Origin of the sequence: Streptomyces otsuchiensis (assembly GCF_004305975.1) — a bacterium.
Taxonomy (GTDB): domain Bacteria; phylum Actinomycetota; class Actinomycetes; order Streptomycetales; family Streptomycetaceae; genus Streptomyces; species Streptomyces otsuchiensis.
On the sequence record NZ_BHZI01000138.1, the window covers coordinates 1 to 16,039 of the forward strand.

At 72.4% G+C, this 16,039-nt stretch carries 18 protein-coding genes; 12 read left to right on the plus strand and 6 right to left on the minus strand.

Going from position 1 to position 16,039, the window contains the following annotated elements:
* Window positions 1–192 precede the first annotated feature (192 nt).
* Window positions 193–405: a hypothetical protein gene (locus tag E0D90_RS14705; protein WP_130798610.1), complete on the plus strand. Its 213-nt coding sequence runs from the start codon at window positions 193–195 to the stop codon at window positions 403–405.
* A gap of 139 nt (window positions 406–544) precedes the next feature.
* Complete coding sequence (locus E0D90_RS14710; RefSeq protein WP_130798612.1) at window positions 545–1,063, plus strand: SixA phosphatase family protein; 519 nt, start codon at window positions 545–547, stop codon at window positions 1,061–1,063.
* Window positions 1,064–1,160: 97 nt separating this feature from the next.
* Here E0D90_RS14710 and serB read toward each other — a convergent pair whose 3' ends face one another.
* Complete coding sequence (serB, locus tag E0D90_RS14715; protein WP_103502233.1) at window positions 1,161–2,429, minus strand: phosphoserine phosphatase SerB; 1,269 nt, start codon at window positions 2,427–2,429, stop codon at window positions 1,161–1,163.
* 310 nt (window positions 2,430–2,739) lie between these two features.
* On the opposite strand from serB, the gene E0D90_RS14720 reads away from it, so the two are divergent.
* Window positions 2,740–5,175, plus strand: coding sequence for an FHA domain-containing protein (locus tag E0D90_RS14720; RefSeq protein ID WP_103502213.1), 2,436 nt, complete (start codon window positions 2,740–2,742; stop codon window positions 5,173–5,175).
* A 284-nt stretch (window positions 5,176–5,459) separates the two neighbouring features.
* Here E0D90_RS14720 and E0D90_RS14725 read toward each other — a convergent pair whose 3' ends face one another.
* The gene (locus E0D90_RS14725; RefSeq protein WP_103502212.1) at window positions 5,460–5,885 is read right to left on the minus strand and encodes an aggregation-promoting factor C-terminal-like domain-containing protein; all 426 of its coding nucleotides are present in this window, start codon (window positions 5,883–5,885) and stop codon (window positions 5,460–5,462) included.
* 376 nt (window positions 5,886–6,261) lie between these two features.
* On the opposite strand from E0D90_RS14725, the gene E0D90_RS14730 reads away from it, so the two are divergent.
* From E0D90_RS14730 to E0D90_RS14745, 4 genes are all read left to right on the plus strand, one after another.
* Window positions 6,262–7,437, plus strand: a complete 1,176-nt coding sequence (locus E0D90_RS14730; protein WP_130798614.1) for a GAF domain-containing sensor histidine kinase — start codon at window positions 6,262–6,264, stop codon at window positions 7,435–7,437.
* Entirely contained in the window at window positions 7,430–8,068 is a 639-nt protein-coding gene (locus E0D90_RS14735; RefSeq protein ID WP_103502210.1) for a response regulator, read from the plus strand. The genes E0D90_RS14730 and E0D90_RS14735 overlap by 8 nt, the downstream gene beginning before the upstream one ends.
* A 171-nt stretch (window positions 8,069–8,239) precedes the next feature.
* Window positions 8,240–8,512 carry a chaplin gene (locus tag E0D90_RS14740; protein ID WP_103502209.1) on the plus strand — a complete coding sequence of 91 codons (273 nt, stop codon included), beginning with the start codon at window positions 8,240–8,242 and terminating at the stop codon, window positions 8,510–8,512.
* A gap of 243 nt (window positions 8,513–8,755) precedes the next feature.
* Complete coding sequence (locus E0D90_RS14745) at window positions 8,756–8,995, plus strand: chaplin (RefSeq protein ID WP_103502208.1); 240 nt, start codon at window positions 8,756–8,758, stop codon at window positions 8,993–8,995.
* Between the two features lie 90 nt (window positions 8,996–9,085).
* On the opposite strand, the gene E0D90_RS14750 is transcribed toward E0D90_RS14745, so the two are convergent.
* Window positions 9,086–9,655 carry a TetR/AcrR family transcriptional regulator gene (locus E0D90_RS14750; protein WP_130798624.1) on the minus strand — a complete coding sequence of 190 codons (570 nt, stop codon included), beginning with the start codon at window positions 9,653–9,655 and terminating at the stop codon, window positions 9,086–9,088.
* Between the two features lie 77 nt (window positions 9,656–9,732).
* Here E0D90_RS14750 and E0D90_RS14755 point away from each other — a divergent pair, with 77 nt between their 5' ends.
* Window positions 9,733–10,224: an FBP domain-containing protein gene (locus E0D90_RS14755; RefSeq protein WP_130798616.1), complete on the plus strand. Its 492-nt coding sequence runs from the start codon at window positions 9,733–9,735 to the stop codon at window positions 10,222–10,224.
* Window positions 10,225–10,273: 49 nt separating this feature from the next.
* Here E0D90_RS14755 and E0D90_RS14760 read toward each other — a convergent pair whose 3' ends face one another.
* The gene (locus E0D90_RS14760; protein ID WP_103529019.1) at window positions 10,274–11,062 is read right to left on the minus strand and encodes an Rv1486c family protein; all 789 of its coding nucleotides are present in this window, start codon (window positions 11,060–11,062) and stop codon (window positions 10,274–10,276) included.
* 177 nt (window positions 11,063–11,239) lie between these two features.
* Between E0D90_RS14760 and E0D90_RS14765 the strand changes: the two genes are divergently transcribed.
* The 3 genes from E0D90_RS14765 to E0D90_RS14775 all read left to right on the plus strand — a co-directional run bounded on the left by E0D90_RS14765 (window position 11,240) and on the right by E0D90_RS14775 (window position 13,541).
* Window positions 11,240–12,031: an ABC transporter ATP-binding protein gene (locus E0D90_RS14765; protein WP_130798618.1), complete on the plus strand. Its 792-nt coding sequence runs from the start codon at window positions 11,240–11,242 to the stop codon at window positions 12,029–12,031.
* A 47-nt stretch (window positions 12,032–12,078) separates the two neighbouring features.
* A complete protein-coding gene (locus tag E0D90_RS14770) occupies window positions 12,079–12,501 on the plus strand; it encodes an NfeD family protein (RefSeq protein WP_103502204.1) in 423 nt (140 codons plus the stop codon).
* Between the two features lie 71 nt (window positions 12,502–12,572).
* Complete coding sequence (locus E0D90_RS14775; RefSeq protein ID WP_103502203.1) at window positions 12,573–13,541, plus strand: SPFH domain-containing protein; 969 nt, start codon at window positions 12,573–12,575, stop codon at window positions 13,539–13,541.
* Between the two features lie 219 nt (window positions 13,542–13,760).
* Here the strand turns inward: E0D90_RS14775 and E0D90_RS14785 are convergent, their stop codons facing one another.
* Window positions 13,761–14,270, minus strand: a complete 510-nt coding sequence (locus tag E0D90_RS14785; RefSeq protein ID WP_103502202.1) for an HNH endonuclease — start codon at window positions 14,268–14,270, stop codon at window positions 13,761–13,763.
* A 115-nt stretch (window positions 14,271–14,385) separates the two neighbouring features.
* Window positions 14,386–14,925: a YbhB/YbcL family Raf kinase inhibitor-like protein gene (locus tag E0D90_RS14790; RefSeq protein ID WP_130798620.1), complete on the minus strand. Its 540-nt coding sequence runs from the start codon at window positions 14,923–14,925 to the stop codon at window positions 14,386–14,388.
* A 165-nt stretch (window positions 14,926–15,090) separates the two neighbouring features.
* On the opposite strand from E0D90_RS14790, the gene E0D90_RS14795 reads away from it, so the two are divergent.
* The gene (locus E0D90_RS14795) at window positions 15,091–15,747 is read left to right on the plus strand and encodes a DNA-3-methyladenine glycosylase (protein WP_130798622.1); all 657 of its coding nucleotides are present in this window, start codon (window positions 15,091–15,093) and stop codon (window positions 15,745–15,747) included.
* Window positions 15,748–16,039 lie beyond the last annotated feature (292 nt).

The window sequence follows — 16,039 nt, forward strand, 5'->3', positions numbered from 1 at the left end:
GGTGGTGCTGTCCCCACCCTCCCCTAGGGGGCCAGGTTCAGGGGCGACTGGGTGGGTCACCCGATGGTCCGCCCGGGCGCACTTCCGTAGGTTCGAAGCATCGAGACAGCTCGCCGCCCGAGCGCCGCCCGCGTCCTCCACCCAGGGACCGGGCACCGGCCCGCGCGGTGCCGAACCGGACGGAGGCAGCCGATGTCGGCTCCCACCCACACCGCGCGGAGCGGGCCCACCGTGCGGCGGTACCCCGCCCAGACGCGGCTCCCGTGGTGGGCCCTGCTGCTGCCTGCCGCCGCCTTCCTCGTCCTGCTGGCTCTGCCCTCCGCGCTCTCGCCCGAGCCCGCGGACCGGGGGCAGCCCATCTCGCACTTCTTCGACCGCGCCCAGCAGAAGCTCGCCGGCAGCTGACCCACGAGGGTGCGGGCCGCGCACCGAGCCCGCGCCGACGGCGCACCCGCGCGTCGGACGGCCCGCTCAACCGGCCCGGCCCGGCCCAGCCGTGCCAACCCCGCCGCCGGACCGGCCGATTCGTGCGACGCTGGAGACCATGAGCACCGACAACCTGCGGCGGATCGTCCTGCTCCGCCACGCCAAGGCGGACTGGCCCGAGGTCCCCGACCACGACCGGCCACTCGCCGAGCGCGGCCGACGCGACGCACCGGCGGCCGGCCGCCGCCTCACCGACGAGGGCATCCGGCCCGACCTCACCCTCTGCTCCACCGCGGCCAGGACCCGTGAGACCTGGAAGCTCCTCGCCCCGGAACTGCCGCACCGGCCACCGACGCGCTACGAGGAGCGCGTCTACGAGGCGAGCCCCGGCGAACTCATCGCGCTGATCAACGAGGTCGAGGACGAGGCCCGCCAACTGCTCCTGATCGGGCACAACCCGGGAGTGCACGGCCTCGCCGACGTCCTCACCGGCGCCGGCGACCCCGAGGCGACGACCGCGCTGGCACGCAGCGGCTTCCCCACCGCGGCCCTCGCCGTCCTCACGGTGGACGGGGGCTGGGGGAGTGTCGAACCCGGCTCCGCGACCCTCACCGCGTTCTGGACCCCGGGCGGCTGACGCTCGATCGGCTGACCTCCGGGCGGCTGATCCCCGAGCGGGCCGTCCCCGGGCGGCCGGCCCCCGAGCCGGGGCGGCGTGGCCACCCGGCCCGGGATCAGTCCCCGGCCCGGTCCTCCACCGCCTCGGCGTCGGCCGCCTCGACCTCCTCACGGGTGATCCCCAGGAGGTAGAGCACGGCGTCCAGGAACGGCACGTTGACGGCCGTGTCGGCGGCGGTGCGCACCAGCGGCTTGGCGTTGAACGCCACCCCCAGGCCTGCCGCGTTCAGCATGTCCAGGTCGTTGGCCCCGTCGCCGATCGCCACCGTCTGCGACAGGGGGACCCCGGCCTCCTCGGCGAAGCGGCGCAGCAGCCGGGCCTTGCCGGGCCGGTCCACCACCTCACCGGTGACCCGCCCGGTCAGCCGCCCGTCCACCACCTCCAGGGTGTTGGCGGAGGCGAAGTCCAGTCCCAGATGCCCGCGCAGCGCGTCCGTCACCTGGGTGAAACCGCCGGATACCACCCCTACCTGGTACCCCAGGCGCTTGAGGGTGCGCACCAGCGTCCGCGCGCCCGGGGTCAGCCGGACCTCCGCGCGGACCTTCTCGACCACCGACTCCTCCAGACCCTCCAGCAGCGCCACCCGGGCGTGCAGGGACTGCTCGAAGTCCAGCTCGCCGCGCATCGCGGCGGCGGTCACCTCCGCCACCTCCCGCTCACAGCCGGCGTGCGCCGCGAACAGCTCGATGACCTCGTCCTGGATCAGGGTGGAGTCGACGTCCATCACCACCAGCCGCCGCGCCCGGCGCTGGAGCCCGGCGGCGACCACCGCGATGTCCACGCCGCGCTGCGCGGCCTGGGGCGCCAGCTCGCTGCGCAGCAGCCCCGCGTCCACCCCGGAGACGTCGAACTCCACCGCCGTCACCGGGTACTTCGCCAGCCGCCGGATGCGGTCGATGTTGCCGCCGGTCCCGGTGATCCGTGCCGCTATGGCGGCGGTCGCCTCGGCCGTCAGAGGGTGACCGAGCACCGTGACGTGGGAGCGCCCGGCGCCGCGCGGCCGGTTGTCCCCGACGCCCGAGATGATCTCCGCCTGGAGCCGCATCGACTCCGCCCAGCCGTGGACCGTGGCACGCAGCTCGCCCTCGGAGTCCTGGCCGTGGACCGGGGTGGTGATCAGCGCGCACAGTGTGATCCGGCCCCGGGTCACCACCTGCTCCAGGTCGACGACATCGGCGGCGAAACCCGCGAGGGTCTCCAGCAGCCCGGCCGTCAGCCCCGGGCGGTCACGCCCGAATATCTTCACGAGCAGGGTCGGGGTCTCGGAACCGGCCGCGGGGGACGCGGGACCGTCCGGCGGCGTGGTGTGCGCGGCAGAGATCATGGTGCCCTCCACGGTAGTGGCTGCGCGCGGGGCACGCGGCCCTGTCCGTCCCCCGGACGGCGGTGCCGGGCGTCGCTGACCAGGGTGTCCGCAGGGCCGGCGGCCGCCGCCGGACGCGGCCTCCACCGCCCCGCCGAACGGGCTCCGTACCGGGAGTGTCACGGCGCGGACGCCACTTCGCACCAGCTCCGTGACTTCCGGGGGCCGATTACCCAGGAGCGCTTCCGGCCTGGGATAGTCGGCGCACGATGTTCACCATCCCAAGGTCCCGCTCGGGGGCTGCTCGGGGGACAACTTTGTGGGGCATGGAGTGCCGGAACTCTCACTGGAACTGAACGGACAGAGCTGGACGCTGGATCCGACCCGCTCCTACACGGTCGGGCGTGATCCACAGGGGGACCTGGTCCTGCAGGACACCCGGGTGTCCTGGCGGCACGCGACAGTGCGCTGGGGTGGCCAGGGCTGGGTGGTGGAGGACCACGGCAGCACCAACGGCACCTACGCGCAGGGTCAGCGCGTCAAGGAGTTCCCGCTGCAGCCGGGAACCGTCGTCACCCTGGGCAACGCGTCCGACGGACCGCGGCTGACCTTCGCCGGTGACGCCGCGGCTCTGCCGCAGCAGAGCCAGCCGCAGCAGTACGAGCAGGCGTACGCGTCCGCCGGCGGCGTGGGGATGACGGCGTCTCAGCCCGCCCACGGCGGAGCCGGGACCGCCGGCCCCGGTCAGCCGGACCTCGGCGGCCGGGCCGCCACCACCTTCCACCACCTGGCCGTCGGCCAGGTGACCCGGATCGGCCGTGCGCTGGAGAACGAACTGGTGGTCTCCGACCTCCAGGTCTCCCGCTACCACGCGGAGTTCTCCGCCACGCCCGACGGCCGCTTCGAGCTGCGCGACCTGGGGAGCCACAACGGCACCTACGTCAACGGCCAGCCGATGCAGAAGAACGGCCGGCAGGTCCTCAGCCAGAACGACACCGTCGGCATCGGCCACTCGACGTTCCGGCTGGTCGGCAACCAGCTCCAGGAGTTTGTCGACACCGGTGAGGTCTCCTTCTCGGCCCGTCACCTGACCGTCAAGGTCAACAACGACAAGCTCACCATCCTCAACGACGTCTCCTTCGGCGTCCCGGAGAAGTCCCTGGTCGGTGTCATCGGCCCCTCCGGCTCCGGCAAGTCGACGCTGCTGCGCGCCCTCACCGGCTACCGCCCCGCCACCGAGGGCGAGGTCCTCTACGACCACCGCAACCTCTACACCCACTTCGCCGAGCTGCGGCACCGCATCGGCCTGGTCCCGCAGGACGACATCCTGCACACCGCGCTGCCGATCCGGCAGGCGCTGCGGCTGGCCGCCAAGCTCCGCTTCCCCGGCGACGTCGGCGAGGCCGAGCGCAACGCCCGCGTGGAGGAGGTGCTGGCCGAGCTCAAACTGGGCCACCACGCCACCAAGCGGATCAACGCGCTCTCCGGCGGCCAGCGCAAGCGGGTCTCCGTCGCGCTGGAACTGCTCACCAAGCCGTCGCTGATCTTCCTGGACGAGCCGACCTCCGGTCTCGACCCGGGCATGGACCGCGACGTGATGCAGCTTCTGCGCGGCATGGCGGACGACGGCCGTACCGTCCTGGTCGTCACCCACTCGGTGGCCGAGCTGGGACTCTGCGACCGGGTGCTGGTGATGGCCCCCGGCGGCGGCGTCGCGTACTTCGGACCGCCCGACGAGGCCCTGAACTTCTTCGGCTACGACAACTGGGCCGACGTCTTCTCCGCCTTCGAGAACTACCGCGACTACGACTGGATGGGCCGCTGGCGCGGCTCCGAGCACTACCAGCGCTACGCGGCCGACCTCGACGCCGTGCAGGCCCAGACCGCCCATCTCCCGGCCATGCCCGCGCACCAGCAGAAGGCGCAGAGCTGGGGTTCGCAGGTCTGGACCCTGATGCGGCGCTACCTCGCGGTGATCGCCGCCGACCGTGGGTTCCTCGGCCTGACGCTGGCGCTCCCGATCATCCTCGGTCTGGTCAGCGTCGTGATCCCCGCCGAGTACGGGCTCGGGTACGGCCCGACGGACCGGGCGCAGATCAACAACCAGGCCAGCATCGTGCTGCTGGTGCTGGTGATCGGCATGTGCTTCGCCGGCTCCGCCAACGCCGTGCGCGAGCTGATCAAGGAACGGGTCATCTACGAGCGCGAACGGGCGGTGGGACTCTCCCGCTCGGCGTATCTGATGTCCAAGGTGTTCGTCCTGGGCTTCGTCACCGCGATCCAGGGCGTCATCCTCTGCCTGATCGGCTTCGCGCCCCGTGAGATGCCCGCCGAGGCGGTGCTGTTCGGCTCACCGGCTCTGGAGATGACCCTCGTCATCGTCACGCTCGGCTTCACCTCGATGATGATCGGCCTGGTCATCTCCTCGCTGGTGCGCACCTCCGAGATGACGATGCCGCTGCTGGTCATGATCTCCGTGGTCCAGCTCGTCTTCACCGGCGCCCTGTTCGAGGTGCACGGCAACCTCGGCGTGGAGCAGCTGGCCTGGCTGATGCCCTCCCGCTGGGCGCTCGCCGGCGCCGGCGCCACCGCCGACCTCAACACCCTCACCGGCGCCCGCCAGTCCGGCGACCCCGACCGGCTGTGGGACCACGAGGCGGCGGTCTGGCTGCTGGACGTCAGCATGCTGGTGGTGCTCGCCGTGATCTGCGGCTTCCTGGTGATGAAGTTCCTGCGCCGGCACGAGCCGGAGGTCATGCGCGACTGACCGTCGGGCGTGGCCCACAGGCACGCACGCGCAGCCGCGCGAGACGCACAGACACGCCGAAACGCGGACGCGCAGAAGCACAGACACGCACGACGACGGCGGCGGCACCCGGTTCTCCCGGGCGTCGCCGCCGTCGTCATGTCCCCTCCTGGACGCGGCGGCCGAGGGCTTCCCCGCCCTCGGCCGCCGGCCGTCCCCGGCCCACCCGGTCAGCTCGGGCGGCCGGTACGCGCGGGGTCCGGCGCACCCGCCGGCACCGCGCGGGACCATCGGCGCGGGACCTGTCAGTACCAGTGGTTGGCCTGCCAGAACTCCCAGGCACCGCACGGGCTGCCGTACCGGTCGTTCATGTAGTCCACGCCCCACTTGATCTGGGTCTCGGGGTTGGTGCGCCAGTCCGAGCCGTGCGAGGCCATCTTCTCCGCCGGCAGCGACTGCACCAGGCCGTAGGCACCCGAGGACGGGTTGGTCGCCGTGTGGTCCCAGCCGCTCTCGCGCTCCACGATGTTGGAGAAGCACTGGAACTGGGCGTCGTCCCCGATCACCTCACGGGCGATGCTCTGTCCGTCGGACGACGAGGACGGTGCGGCGGCGGCCTGACCGGCCGTGCCCACCGCGCCGAGACCACCGAGCGTGGCGGCGGCGAGCGAGGCCGCGACCAGCCGGCGGGCACGGGAGGTGCGGGAGCGCGGGGTGCTGGTGACTGCCATCGAGAAGAACCTCAGCTTCCGGTCTGCGGTACCGGCCGGGGGAAGAACCGGCTTTCGGTCGGACGTCATTCGGTCGGACGTCATTCGGTCGGACGTCAGCCATTGTTAGCGGCCAGGAAATACCGGGGCAATCCCCCCTGTTACGACCTCGACTAGCACCCGGACCGACCGTCCCGGACCGTCCCCGGCAGCCCTCCGGACCAGCCCCGGAGGGCCCGACGGGCCCGGCAGCTCTCCTATCGGGGATCGTGGCGGGACTTCCGTCCTGTGGGCCGCCTCACAGCCGCCGGCCCCCGGAGTCACACCACGCACGACCGGGCTGACCACGCGTGACCCGGCAGGCGCGCGCGGCGCTCACGGCGGTAGCGTGCCTGCCATGGCCACCCCTCCCGGACCGGCACCGACCGGCCTCGCCGCCGTCAGCGCGGCGCTGCTGGCCATGAACCGCACCCTGGAGGTCCGCGACGTCCTCCAGACGATCGTCCGCTCCGCCCGCGACCTGCTCGGCGCCCGCTACGCCGCCCTCGGGGTCCCCGACGGCAACGGCGGCTTCGCCCAGTTCCTCGTGGAAGGGGTCAGCGACCGCCAGTGGCGCGAGATCGGGCCGCTGCCCCGCCAGCACGGCGTGCTCGCCGCGATGCTCCGCGGCGCGACCCCCGAACGGCTCGCCGATGTCCGGGACGACCCACGCTTCGAGGGCTGGCCCGAGGCCCACCCCGAACTGAAGGGGTTCCTCGGCATGCCGATCGCCAGCGGCGACGAGGTCCTCGGCGCGCTCTTCCTCGCCGACAGAGACCCCGGGCCGCCACGTCCCGGCGAGACGGAACCCGCCCCCGCCCGCACCTTCACCGCCGAGGACGAGGAACTGCTGCGGCTGCTCGCCGAACACGCCGCCATCGCCCTCACCAACGCCCGGCTCTACGAACGCGGCCGTGAGCTGACCATCGCCGAGGAACGCGCCCGCATCGCGCACGAACTCCACGACGCCGTCGCGCAGAAGCTGTTCTCACTGCGCCTCACCGCCCAGGCCGCCGCCACCCTCACCGACCGCGACCCCGCGCGCGCCCGGGCCGAACTGGCCGAGGTGACCCGGCTGGCCGCCGAGGCCGCCGACGAACTGCGCGCCGCCGTCGTCGAGCTGCGCCCCGCGGCCCTCGACGAGGACGGCCTCGTCGCGACCCTCGCCGCCCAGGTCCAGGTCCTCGACCGCGCCCACCCCGCCAGCACCACCTTCAGCTGCGAGGACCCGCGCGCCCTGCCCGCCGCCCAGGAGGAGGCGCTGCTGCGCGTCGCCCAGGAAGCGCTGCACAACGCGCTGCGGCACGCCGACCCGCGCCACGTCCGCGTCAGCCTCGGCGGCCGCGGCCTGGCGGCGGTACTGCGCGTCACCGACGACGGCGTCGGCTTCGACCCGGACGCCGTCCGCGACGCCGGCCGTCATCTCGGCCTCGTCTCCATGCGCGAACGCGCCACCGGCGTCGGTGGCCGGCTGCGCGTCGACTCCACGCCCGGCCAGGGCACCGTCATCGAAATGGAGGTTCCCGGTGGCTGAGGACACCATCCGGGTCCTGATCGTCGACGACCACCAGGTCGTCCGCCGCGGGCTGCGCACCTTTCTGGAACTCCAGGACGACATCGAGGTCGTCGGCGAGGCGGCCGACGGGGCGGAAGGCGCCGAGCGGGCCGCGGAGCTGCTTCCCGACGTGGTGCTGATGGACATCAAGATGCCGGGCACCGACGGGGTCGAGGCGCTGCGCACCCTGCGCGACCGGGAGAACCCGGCCCGCGTGCTGATCGTCACCAGCTTCACCGAGCAGCGCACCGTAGTCCCCGCGCTGCGCGCCGGGGCGGCAGGCTACGTCCACAAGGACATCGACCCCCTGGCCCTCGCCCGCGCCATCCGGTCGGTGCACTCCGGGCACATACTGCTCCAGCCGGAGATCGCCCGCGCCCTGCTGACCTCCGAGAGCCCCGGCTCCGGACGGACCGGCTCGCTGACCGACCGCGAGCGCCAGGTGCTCTCACTGATCGCCCGGGGCCGCTCCAACCGGGAGATCGCCCGGAACCTGGTGCTGTCGGAGAAGACGGTCAAGACCCATGTGTCCAACATCCTGATGAAGCTGGACCTGGCCGACCGCACCCAGGCCGCCCTCTGGGCGGTGCGGCACGGTATCACCGGCTGACCCCGCCGATCGCCGCGTGGCGCGCGCCACGCCGTGGGCGCCGCCGTCCCCGGAGCAAGGTTCATCCCACCGGGTACACCTGGACGCCCGGGCGTATCCCCGGGCGACCTGCGGCGTTGGTCAGTGCGTGCTGCGGCAGCTGGCCGCACTGTTCGCTAGAAGGGTCACATCGTGAAGAACCTCAAGAAGGCCGTCACGGTCACCATGATGGCCGGTGGCATCCTCGCCGCCGGTGTCGGTGGCGCCGCCGCGCAGGGTGGCGCGGGCGCCGAGGGTGTCGCCGCCAACTCCCCGGGCGTCCTCTCCGGCAACCTGGTCCAGGTCCCCGTGCACGTGCCGATCAACGCCTGCGGCAACACCGTCAACGTGGTGGGCCTGCTCAACCCCACCTTCGGCAACACCTGCATCAACGACAGCAGCACCCACTACCACAAGAAGTGGTGAAGTAGCTGAGCCGGACAGACCCTTCTGGGCTCTGACCTGCACCGGGACGCCTCTGGCGGCGTCCCGGCCGGGCCCTCGCCCCCTTCGGGGGGCGGGGGCCCGTCGTCGTTCCCCGCTCGGCGCCAATGGACCGAACGGGGGTATCGCGCGGTCTGCCCGTGTCCGTCCTCCGGCCCTGACGTTACTCAGCGTGCGACCCCGTGCCTTGGGGTCGTGGGTATTGCCATTCAGGAGGACATTCACATGTACAGCGCCAAGAAGGCCGCCCTGGTCATCGCCGCCGCCGGTGCGGCCGTCGGTGCCGCCGCCGGTTCCGCCGCCGCCGACGCGGGGGCGCAGGGCGTCGCCGCCAACTCCCCCGGTGTCGGCTCCGGCAACCTCGTCGAGGTCCCGGTCCACATCCCGGCCAACGTGGTCGGCAACACCGTCACCGTCATCGGTGCGCTCAACCCCACCTTCGGCAACGGTGGCCTCAACGGCTGACGCCCGTAGCTGCACGACGGCGCCCTGCCGGACCGACCGGTCCGGCAGGGCGCCCTCGCGTTCCCGGGTCCGGCCGTGGTGGGGGAGCGGTCAGGGGGCGGGCCAGTTCCGCAGCAGGGCGTCGAGGGCGTCGAGCATCCGTACCCAGGTCTCCTCGGTGTCCGGCGCGCTGTGACTGAACCCGCCGCCCATCTCCAGGCTGACGTAGCCGTGGAAGAAGCTGCCGAGCAGCCGGACGGCGTGCGTCTGGTCCGGTTCGGTGAGGTGGTAGCCGCGCAGGATCGCGCGGGTCATCTCCGCGTGGCGGCCGCCGGCGCTCGCCGCCGCGCTCTCGGGATCCAGCCGCAGCTGGGCGGCGGCGTAGCGGCCGGGGCACTCCCGGGCGTAGTCGCGGTAGACGTTCGCCAGCGCGGCCAGGGCGTCCTTGCCCGCACGGCCGGCCAGTGCCGCGGAGCCGCGGTCGGCGAGTTCCTCCAGCGCGAGCAGCGCGATCCTGGTGCGGAGGTCGCGCGAGCTGCGCACATGCGAGTAGAGACTCGCGGCTTTCACGTCGAACCGCCTGGCCAGTGCCGAGACGGTGACCTGGTCGAAGCCGACCTCGTCGGCCAGCTCGGCGCCCGCCAGCGTCAGCCGTTCCGTGTTCAGACCCGCGCGCGCCATCGCCGCCGGCCCCCTCTCCATCGACTACAGGAATTATCTGTTTGCCTAAAGCTATTAGGCAAATTAGCCTCGCATCTATGAGACCGCTGACCGAACCCGAGATCCGCGCCGCCTTCGTCAACTGCACCAAGGGCGCCGCCAAGCGACTCCCCGTACCGAACGACCTCGCCGACCACCCCTGGGCCGACCTCGACTACTTCGGCTGGCGCGACCCCCAGTCCTCCGAACGCGCCTACCTCGTCGCCGACCTGGACACCGGGCCGACGGCGCTCACACTGCGACGGCCCACCGCAGGCCCCGCCATTCCCCGCCGCGGGATGTGCTCGATCTGCGTGACCCCCCACACCGGCGGCGTCTCCCTGATGGTCGCCCCCAAGGCCGGCCGAGCCGGCCAGCAGGGCAACTCAGTCGGCGTCCACATCTGCGACGACCTCGCCTGCTCGCTGTACGCGCGGGGAAAGAGGTCACCACGCGGCGGCGCACGACTGCACGAGTCGATCACCACCGAGGAGAGGGTCGGCCGGACCGTCGCCAACATCGCCGAGTTCATCCAACGCGTCCGCGCGTGAACACCGCCGAGCGCCCGTCCCCCGCGGCGCGACGTCCGCGGAACGCGAGTCAACGCCCGCCGCGCGCCGCCTCCTCCGCGCAGGCGTTGTACGCCGCGACCTGCGCCCGACGCGCCGCCCGCTCCACCGGACGGATCAGCTCCGCACGCAGCGCGCTCTGACCGGCCGACAACGCTCCGTCGTGCTCCGGCGCCGAGGCGATCACCACCAGCTCCGCCACCCGCCGCGCCAGCTCCAGCACCCGCACCGCGCGAGGCGGGTACCCGGGCGCCAGCAGCGCACGATCGCGCTCCGCCCGCGCCCGGTACGCCTCCAGCTCGGCCCGTGCCACCGGCCCGGCCTCCGGCAGCCCCAGCCGCGCGATGCCCTCCGCCGTCTCCCGCAACAGGACGGCCAGTTCCCGCTCCGCCTCCGAGAGCGAGGGCACGTCCGGCGGCAGATCGCGACGGACCTCCGCCACCCGCCACACCACCGTGACCCGTTCCACCCCGGCCGCCTGCTCCTCGGACACTTCCGGTACCAGACCGACGCCCGCCTCCGGCGCGAGCACCGCCTCACCCGCCTCCAGGGCGGCGGCGTTGAACTCCGGCGGCCCGCACAGCCCCAGCGGATGCCCGGGAGCGGGCAACGCCACCCGCAGTGCCGTCACCCCGAGTCCGCGCAGCCGTCCGAAGGCGAGCGTCAGCCCCACCGGGCCCGCCTCGCCCGGCAGGCCGGCCATCCGGTGCGAGTCGTCGGGGCCGACCGCGCCCGCCGCCGCGTCGTCCGGCGAAACCCTCCCGGTCAGCAGGGCGTTGCCCCAGGCGGCCAGTCGTCCGGCACGTGGTTCTTCGAGCATGCCCACCAGCTTACGGAGCCCGGCTGTCACCGGGCCTGGCCGTGGGCGCCACCACGGGCGCCAACCGCCTCCTGAGCGGTGGTCCCGCCGCCGGGTGGCGTAGTTTGGTGCCGGGGCCCGCACCCCCGGCAGGGCAAGGGCGAGTTCAAGGTGACTTCAATGGGAGAGACCGCGCGCATGAGCGATGTACTGGAGCTGGTGGACGTATCCGTGGTCCGGGACGGACGCGCTCTGCTGGACGAGGTCTCCTGGTCGGTCGCCGAGGGCGAGCGCTGGGTGATCCTGGGGCCGAACGGCGCCGGCAAGACCACCCTGCTCAACATCGCCTCCAGCTACCTCTTCCCGACCTCCGGCACGGTGCAGATCCTCGGGGACAAGCTCGGCGCCGTGGACGTCTTCGACCTGCGGCCCCGCATCGGCATCGCCGGCAGCGCCCTCGCGGCCCGGCTGCCGCGCAGTCAGACGGTGCTCCAGACCGTGCTCACCGCCGCCTACGGCGTCACATCCGGCTGGCGCGAGCAGTACGACGAGGTCGACGAGCGCCGTGCCCGCGCCTTCCTCGACCGCCTGGGGATGACCTCCCACCTCGACCGGACCTTCGGGACGCTCTCCGAGGGCGAGCGCAAGCGCACCCAGATCGCCCGGGCCATGATGACCGACCCCGAACTGCTGCTGCTCGACGAGCCCGCGGCCGGTCTCGACCTCGGCGGACGCGAGGACCTCGTCCGCCGCCTCGGCCGGCTCGCCCGCGACCCCTACGCCCCCTCGATGATCATGGTCACCCACCACGTCGAGGAGATCGCCCCCGGCTTCACCCATCTGCTGCTGATCCAGCGGGGCAAGGTTCTGGCCGCCGGCCCGGTCGCCGAGGTACTGACTTCGGCCAACCTCTCGCGCTGTTTCGGGCTGCCGCTCGTCGTCGAACAGCACGGGGACCGCTGGACGGCGGCCGGTCTGCCCCTCAGCTGACCGATCGCGCTCTGTCCCTGCGCCGCTACGAGCCCTACCATGGAGACGTGGACTTCTGGGTGTGGTGGCTGATCGCCGCCGGCGGCTTCGCGATCCCGCTTGTGCTGACCGCGATGCCCGAATTCGGCATGCTCTCCGTCGGCGCCGTCGCCGCGGCCGTGACGGCCGGGATCACCGACAACGTGGTGCTCCAGGTCATCGTCTTCTGCGTGGTCTCCACTGCGCTGATCGTGGTGGTCCGCCCGATCGCCAGACGCTCGCGCGAGCAACCGCCCGGCGTCAGCACGGGCATCGACGCGCTGAAGGGACGTTCCGCCGTCGTGGTGGAGCGGGTGGACGGCGACCGCGGCCAGATCAAGCTCGCCGGAGAGGTCTGGTCCGCCCGGGCTCTCGACGGCGCGGAGACCTTCGAGCCGGGCCGCCAGGTGAGCGTCGTGGAGATCGACGGAGCGACCGCCGTCGTGATGTGATGGATCACCAGAAGTAGTCGCCGTCACACACGAGGCTATCGGGCCCGTCCAGTCGCATAGAGGGAGACACGATGGACGCCATCATCATCGTGCTGGTCATCCTGGTGGTGCTGGTCTTCATCGCACTCATCAAGACCATCCAGGTCATCCAGCAGGCCAGCGCGGCCATCGTGGAGCGGTTCGGCCGCTACACCCGCACGCTCAACGCCGGCCTGAACATCGTGGTGCCGTTCATCGACACCATCCGAAACCGCATCGACCTGCGTGAGCAGGTCGTTCCCTTCCCGCCGCAGCCGGTGATCACCCAGGACAACCTGGTCGTGAACATCGACACCGTCATCTACTACCAGGTGACGGACGCGCGCGCCGCGACCTACGAGGTCTCCAACTTCATCCAGGCCATCGAGCAGCTCACCGTCACCACGCTGCGCAACATCATCGGTGGCATGGACCTGGAGCGGACCCTGACCTCCCGCGAGGAGATCAACGCCGCCCTCCGCGGTGTCCTCGACGAGGCCACCGGCAAGTGGGGCATCCGCGTCAACCGCGTCGAGCTGAAGGCGATCGAGCCGCCCACCTCCATCCAGGACTCGATGGAGAAGCAGATGCGCGCCGACCGTGACAAGCGCGCGGCGATCCTCCAGGCCGAAGGTGTGCGGCAGTCCGAGATCCTCCAGGCCGAGGGCGCCAAGCAGTCCGAGATCCTGCGCGCGGAAGGTGACGCCAAGGCCGCCGCCCTGCGGGCCGAAGGTGAGGCCCAGGCGATCCGCACCGTCTTCGAGGCGATCCACGCCGGCGACGCCGACCAGAAGCTGCTCTCCTACCAGTACGTCCAGATGCTGCCGAAGATCGCGGAAGGCAGCGCCAACAAGCTCTGGATCGTGCCCAGCGAGATCGGCGAGGCGCTCAAGGGCCTCGGCGGCAACCTCAGCAAGCTGGCGCAGCCCGAGGGCGGCGGTGGCGGTGGCGCGACCGGCAACGGCGACGGTCCGCCGAAGCTGGACAAGCCGGCCGGGCCGCCCCCGCCCCGGCTTACCTGACGGGCCTCGAACGAGAACGGCGGTTGTGCCCCCCCCCCCGGGGGGGGGCCCCCCCCCCTCTCTTCTCTTTCCCTTCCCCCCCCCCCCCCCCCCCCCCCCCCCCCCCCCGCCGCGGGGGGCCGGACCCCCCGCCGTTCTCGTCTCTTCCCGTGCCGCGTCGTCCCCGCCCACCACGCGTCACGCGTGCCGCGCCGCTCGTCCGCCCCGCCGGACCCGGCCTCAGGCGGCGACCGGCCGCCGCAGCCAGTCGGGAAGCGCGGCGGCCTCCCGGTCGTCCAGTGTCAGCAGCAGCGCCTCCGCCGGGGTCGGCTCGAACGGCTTGACCAGCAGCCGCATCCCCGCCTGCGTCGGAGTCCGGTCCGCCTTGCGGTGGTTGTCCTCCCCGCACGCGGCCACGGTGTTCAGCCAGCTGTCCGCCCCGCCACGCGAGCGCGGCACGATGTGGTCCACGGTCGTCGCACGCCGGCCGCAGTAGGCGCAGCGGAACCGGTCGCGAACCAGGACGCCCCGCCGGGACCAGGGCGCCCGTTGTCGGAACGGCACCTTCACATAGCGCCGGAGCCGGACCACGCGCGGCGCCTGCACCTCCACGCTCGCCGCCCGCAGCAGCAGGACGGTGTCGGCCTGCTCGACGACCGCCTTGCGCTGCATCACCAGCACCACAGCCCGCTGGAGCGGCACCGCCGACAGCGGTTCGAAGCTCGCGTTGAGCACCAGCGTCCGACGCATCCCGCCCACCTCCCGGTCCCGTGTCCCGCCTGCCGCGGGCAGGCTCCACTCTGCCGAGGCACGGCAGGCGGGACAATGGAATTACCGGGAGGGGAAACCCGGCGGGACAGACCGGTCAGTCCTCCGCCGGCACCTCGTACGTGCCGATCAGCTGTGCGCGGCCGATCGCGTGGAACCGCAGCATGAAGCCGACCTGCGCCGGGGTGGCGTCCCGGTCCAGCCCGAGGTGCTCGGTGTCGACGGCGTAGACGGTGAAGACATAACGGTGCTCGCCGTCCCCCGCCGGCGGTGCGGCGCCCTCGAAGCCGTGACTGCCGCCGTCGTTGCGCACCTGCACCGCGCCCGACGGCATGCCACCGCGGCCGGGCGCGGCCGCACCGCGCGCCAGCTCGGTGACCGAGGCCGGGATGTCGAACGCCGACCAGTGCCAGTAGCCGCTCCCGGTCGGCGCGTCCGGGTCGAAGCAGGTGACCGCGAAGCTCTTGGTGCCGGTGGGGGCACCGGCCCAGCGCAGATGGGGCGAGGTGTCACCCTTGGCCTTGACCTGGTCGTCCTTGAGCGCCATGCCGTCCAGCACGTCGTCGCTGAGCACGGTGAACGACTCGACCGGCGGGTGGAAGTCGTGGGGGAGTGGACGCCGTCGCGGTTCGGGCATGGGGACCTCCTCGTCGCTGCAACCTGTCCCGGACAGGGTAATGATCAACAGCCCGTTCGGCCCGCAGCCTTGGCCCGGCGCACCGTACCGCGTCACCGCGCTCCGCCCCCTCCTGCCGACGGCGGCCGGCCCGACCGCCCCGCGGCAGGCGCGATACTGGCGGGCATGACTGATCTGCCCGCCTCCGACGCCCCGCTGCCCCGCTCCTTCTTCGACCGGCCCGTGCTGGAGGTCGCCCCCGACCTCCTGGGCCGGACTCTGGTGCGCCACTCCGGCGAGGGCACCGTACGGCTCCGGATCACCGAGGTGGAGGCCTACGACGGGGCCAACGACCCCGGGTCGCACGCCTTCCGGGGACGGACCGAGCGCAACGCCGTGATGTTCGGCCCGCCCGGGCACGCGTACGTCTACTTCACCTACGGGATGTGGCACTGCCTGAACGCGGTCTGCGGGCCTCCCGGCCGGGCGAGTGGAGTGCTGCTGCGGGCCGGCGAGGTGCTGGAGGGGGCCGAGCTGGTCCGTCCACGTCGCGCCACCGCCCGCCGCGATCACGAACTGGCGCGCGGACCGGCACGGTTGGCCACGGCTCTGGATGTGGACCGCTCGCTCGGCGGGACGGACCTCTGCCAGGGAGGGGCGACGGCGCCGCTGGCGATCCACCTGGGCCGCCCCACCTCACGGAGCGCCGTGCGGAGCGGCCCACGCACCGGGGTCTCGGGCCAAGGAGCCGTCCACCCCTGGCGGTTCTGGGTCGGGGACGATCCGACGGTCAGCCCGTACCGCGCCCACCGGCCCAGGGCACGGGCCCGCAGCGAGACTTGACTCGCGGGACACGTGGTCGTAATGTAGATCGAGTCGCCTGAGGCGGTGCCGGTCACCTGTACGGAAGTCCGATGGACCCGTCGACTGGATCACCAGGGCGGCCGCCAACCACTACATGATCCGGATTCGGATCTGTTTGTGCTGCGTTGCATTCCTGTTGGAATGGCCAACCGGAGCCGATTAGGCGCTGGGAGGGAAAGCAGCTAAGGTTGGAAACACCGAAGGGAAGCCCGGAGGAAAGCCGGAAGGCGATCCAAAGGAAGCGTCCGTTCCTTGAGAACTCAACAGCGTG

Coding starts and splice junctions, on each gene's coding strand:
- E0D90_RS14705 (WP_130798610.1), top strand. CDS start 193: ATGTCGGCTCCCACCCACACCGCGCGGAGCGGGCCCACCGTGCGGCGG.
- E0D90_RS14710 (WP_130798612.1), top strand. CDS start 545: ATGAGCACCGACAACCTGCGGCGGATCGTCCTGCTCCGCCACGCCAAG.
- serB (WP_103502233.1), bottom strand. CDS start 2,429: ATGATCTCTGCCGCGCACACCACGCCGCCGGACGGTCCCGCGTCCCCC.
- E0D90_RS14725 (WP_103502212.1), bottom strand. CDS start 5,885: ATGGCAGTCACCAGCACCCCGCGCTCCCGCACCTCCCGTGCCCGCCGG.
- E0D90_RS14730 (WP_130798614.1), top strand. CDS start 6,262: ATGGCCACCCCTCCCGGACCGGCACCGACCGGCCTCGCCGCCGTCAGC.
- E0D90_RS14745 (WP_103502208.1), top strand. CDS start 8,756: ATGTACAGCGCCAAGAAGGCCGCCCTGGTCATCGCCGCCGCCGGTGCG.
- E0D90_RS14750 (WP_130798624.1), bottom strand. CDS start 9,655: ATGGCGCGCGCGGGTCTGAACACGGAACGGCTGACGCTGGCGGGCGCC.
- E0D90_RS14755 (WP_130798616.1), top strand. CDS start 9,733: ATGAGACCGCTGACCGAACCCGAGATCCGCGCCGCCTTCGTCAACTGC.
- E0D90_RS14760 (WP_103529019.1), bottom strand. CDS start 11,062: ATGCTCGAAGAACCACGTGCCGGACGACTGGCCGCCTGGGGCAACGCC.
- E0D90_RS14765 (WP_130798618.1), top strand. CDS start 11,240: ATGAGCGATGTACTGGAGCTGGTGGACGTATCCGTGGTCCGGGACGGA.
- E0D90_RS14775 (WP_103502203.1), top strand. CDS start 12,573: ATGGACGCCATCATCATCGTGCTGGTCATCCTGGTGGTGCTGGTCTTC.
- E0D90_RS14785 (WP_103502202.1), bottom strand. CDS start 14,270: ATGCGTCGGACGCTGGTGCTCAACGCGAGCTTCGAACCGCTGTCGGCG.
- E0D90_RS14790 (WP_130798620.1), bottom strand. CDS start 14,925: ATGCCCGAACCGCGACGGCGTCCACTCCCCCACGACTTCCACCCGCCG.
- E0D90_RS14795 (WP_130798622.1), top strand. CDS start 15,091: ATGACTGATCTGCCCGCCTCCGACGCCCCGCTGCCCCGCTCCTTCTTC.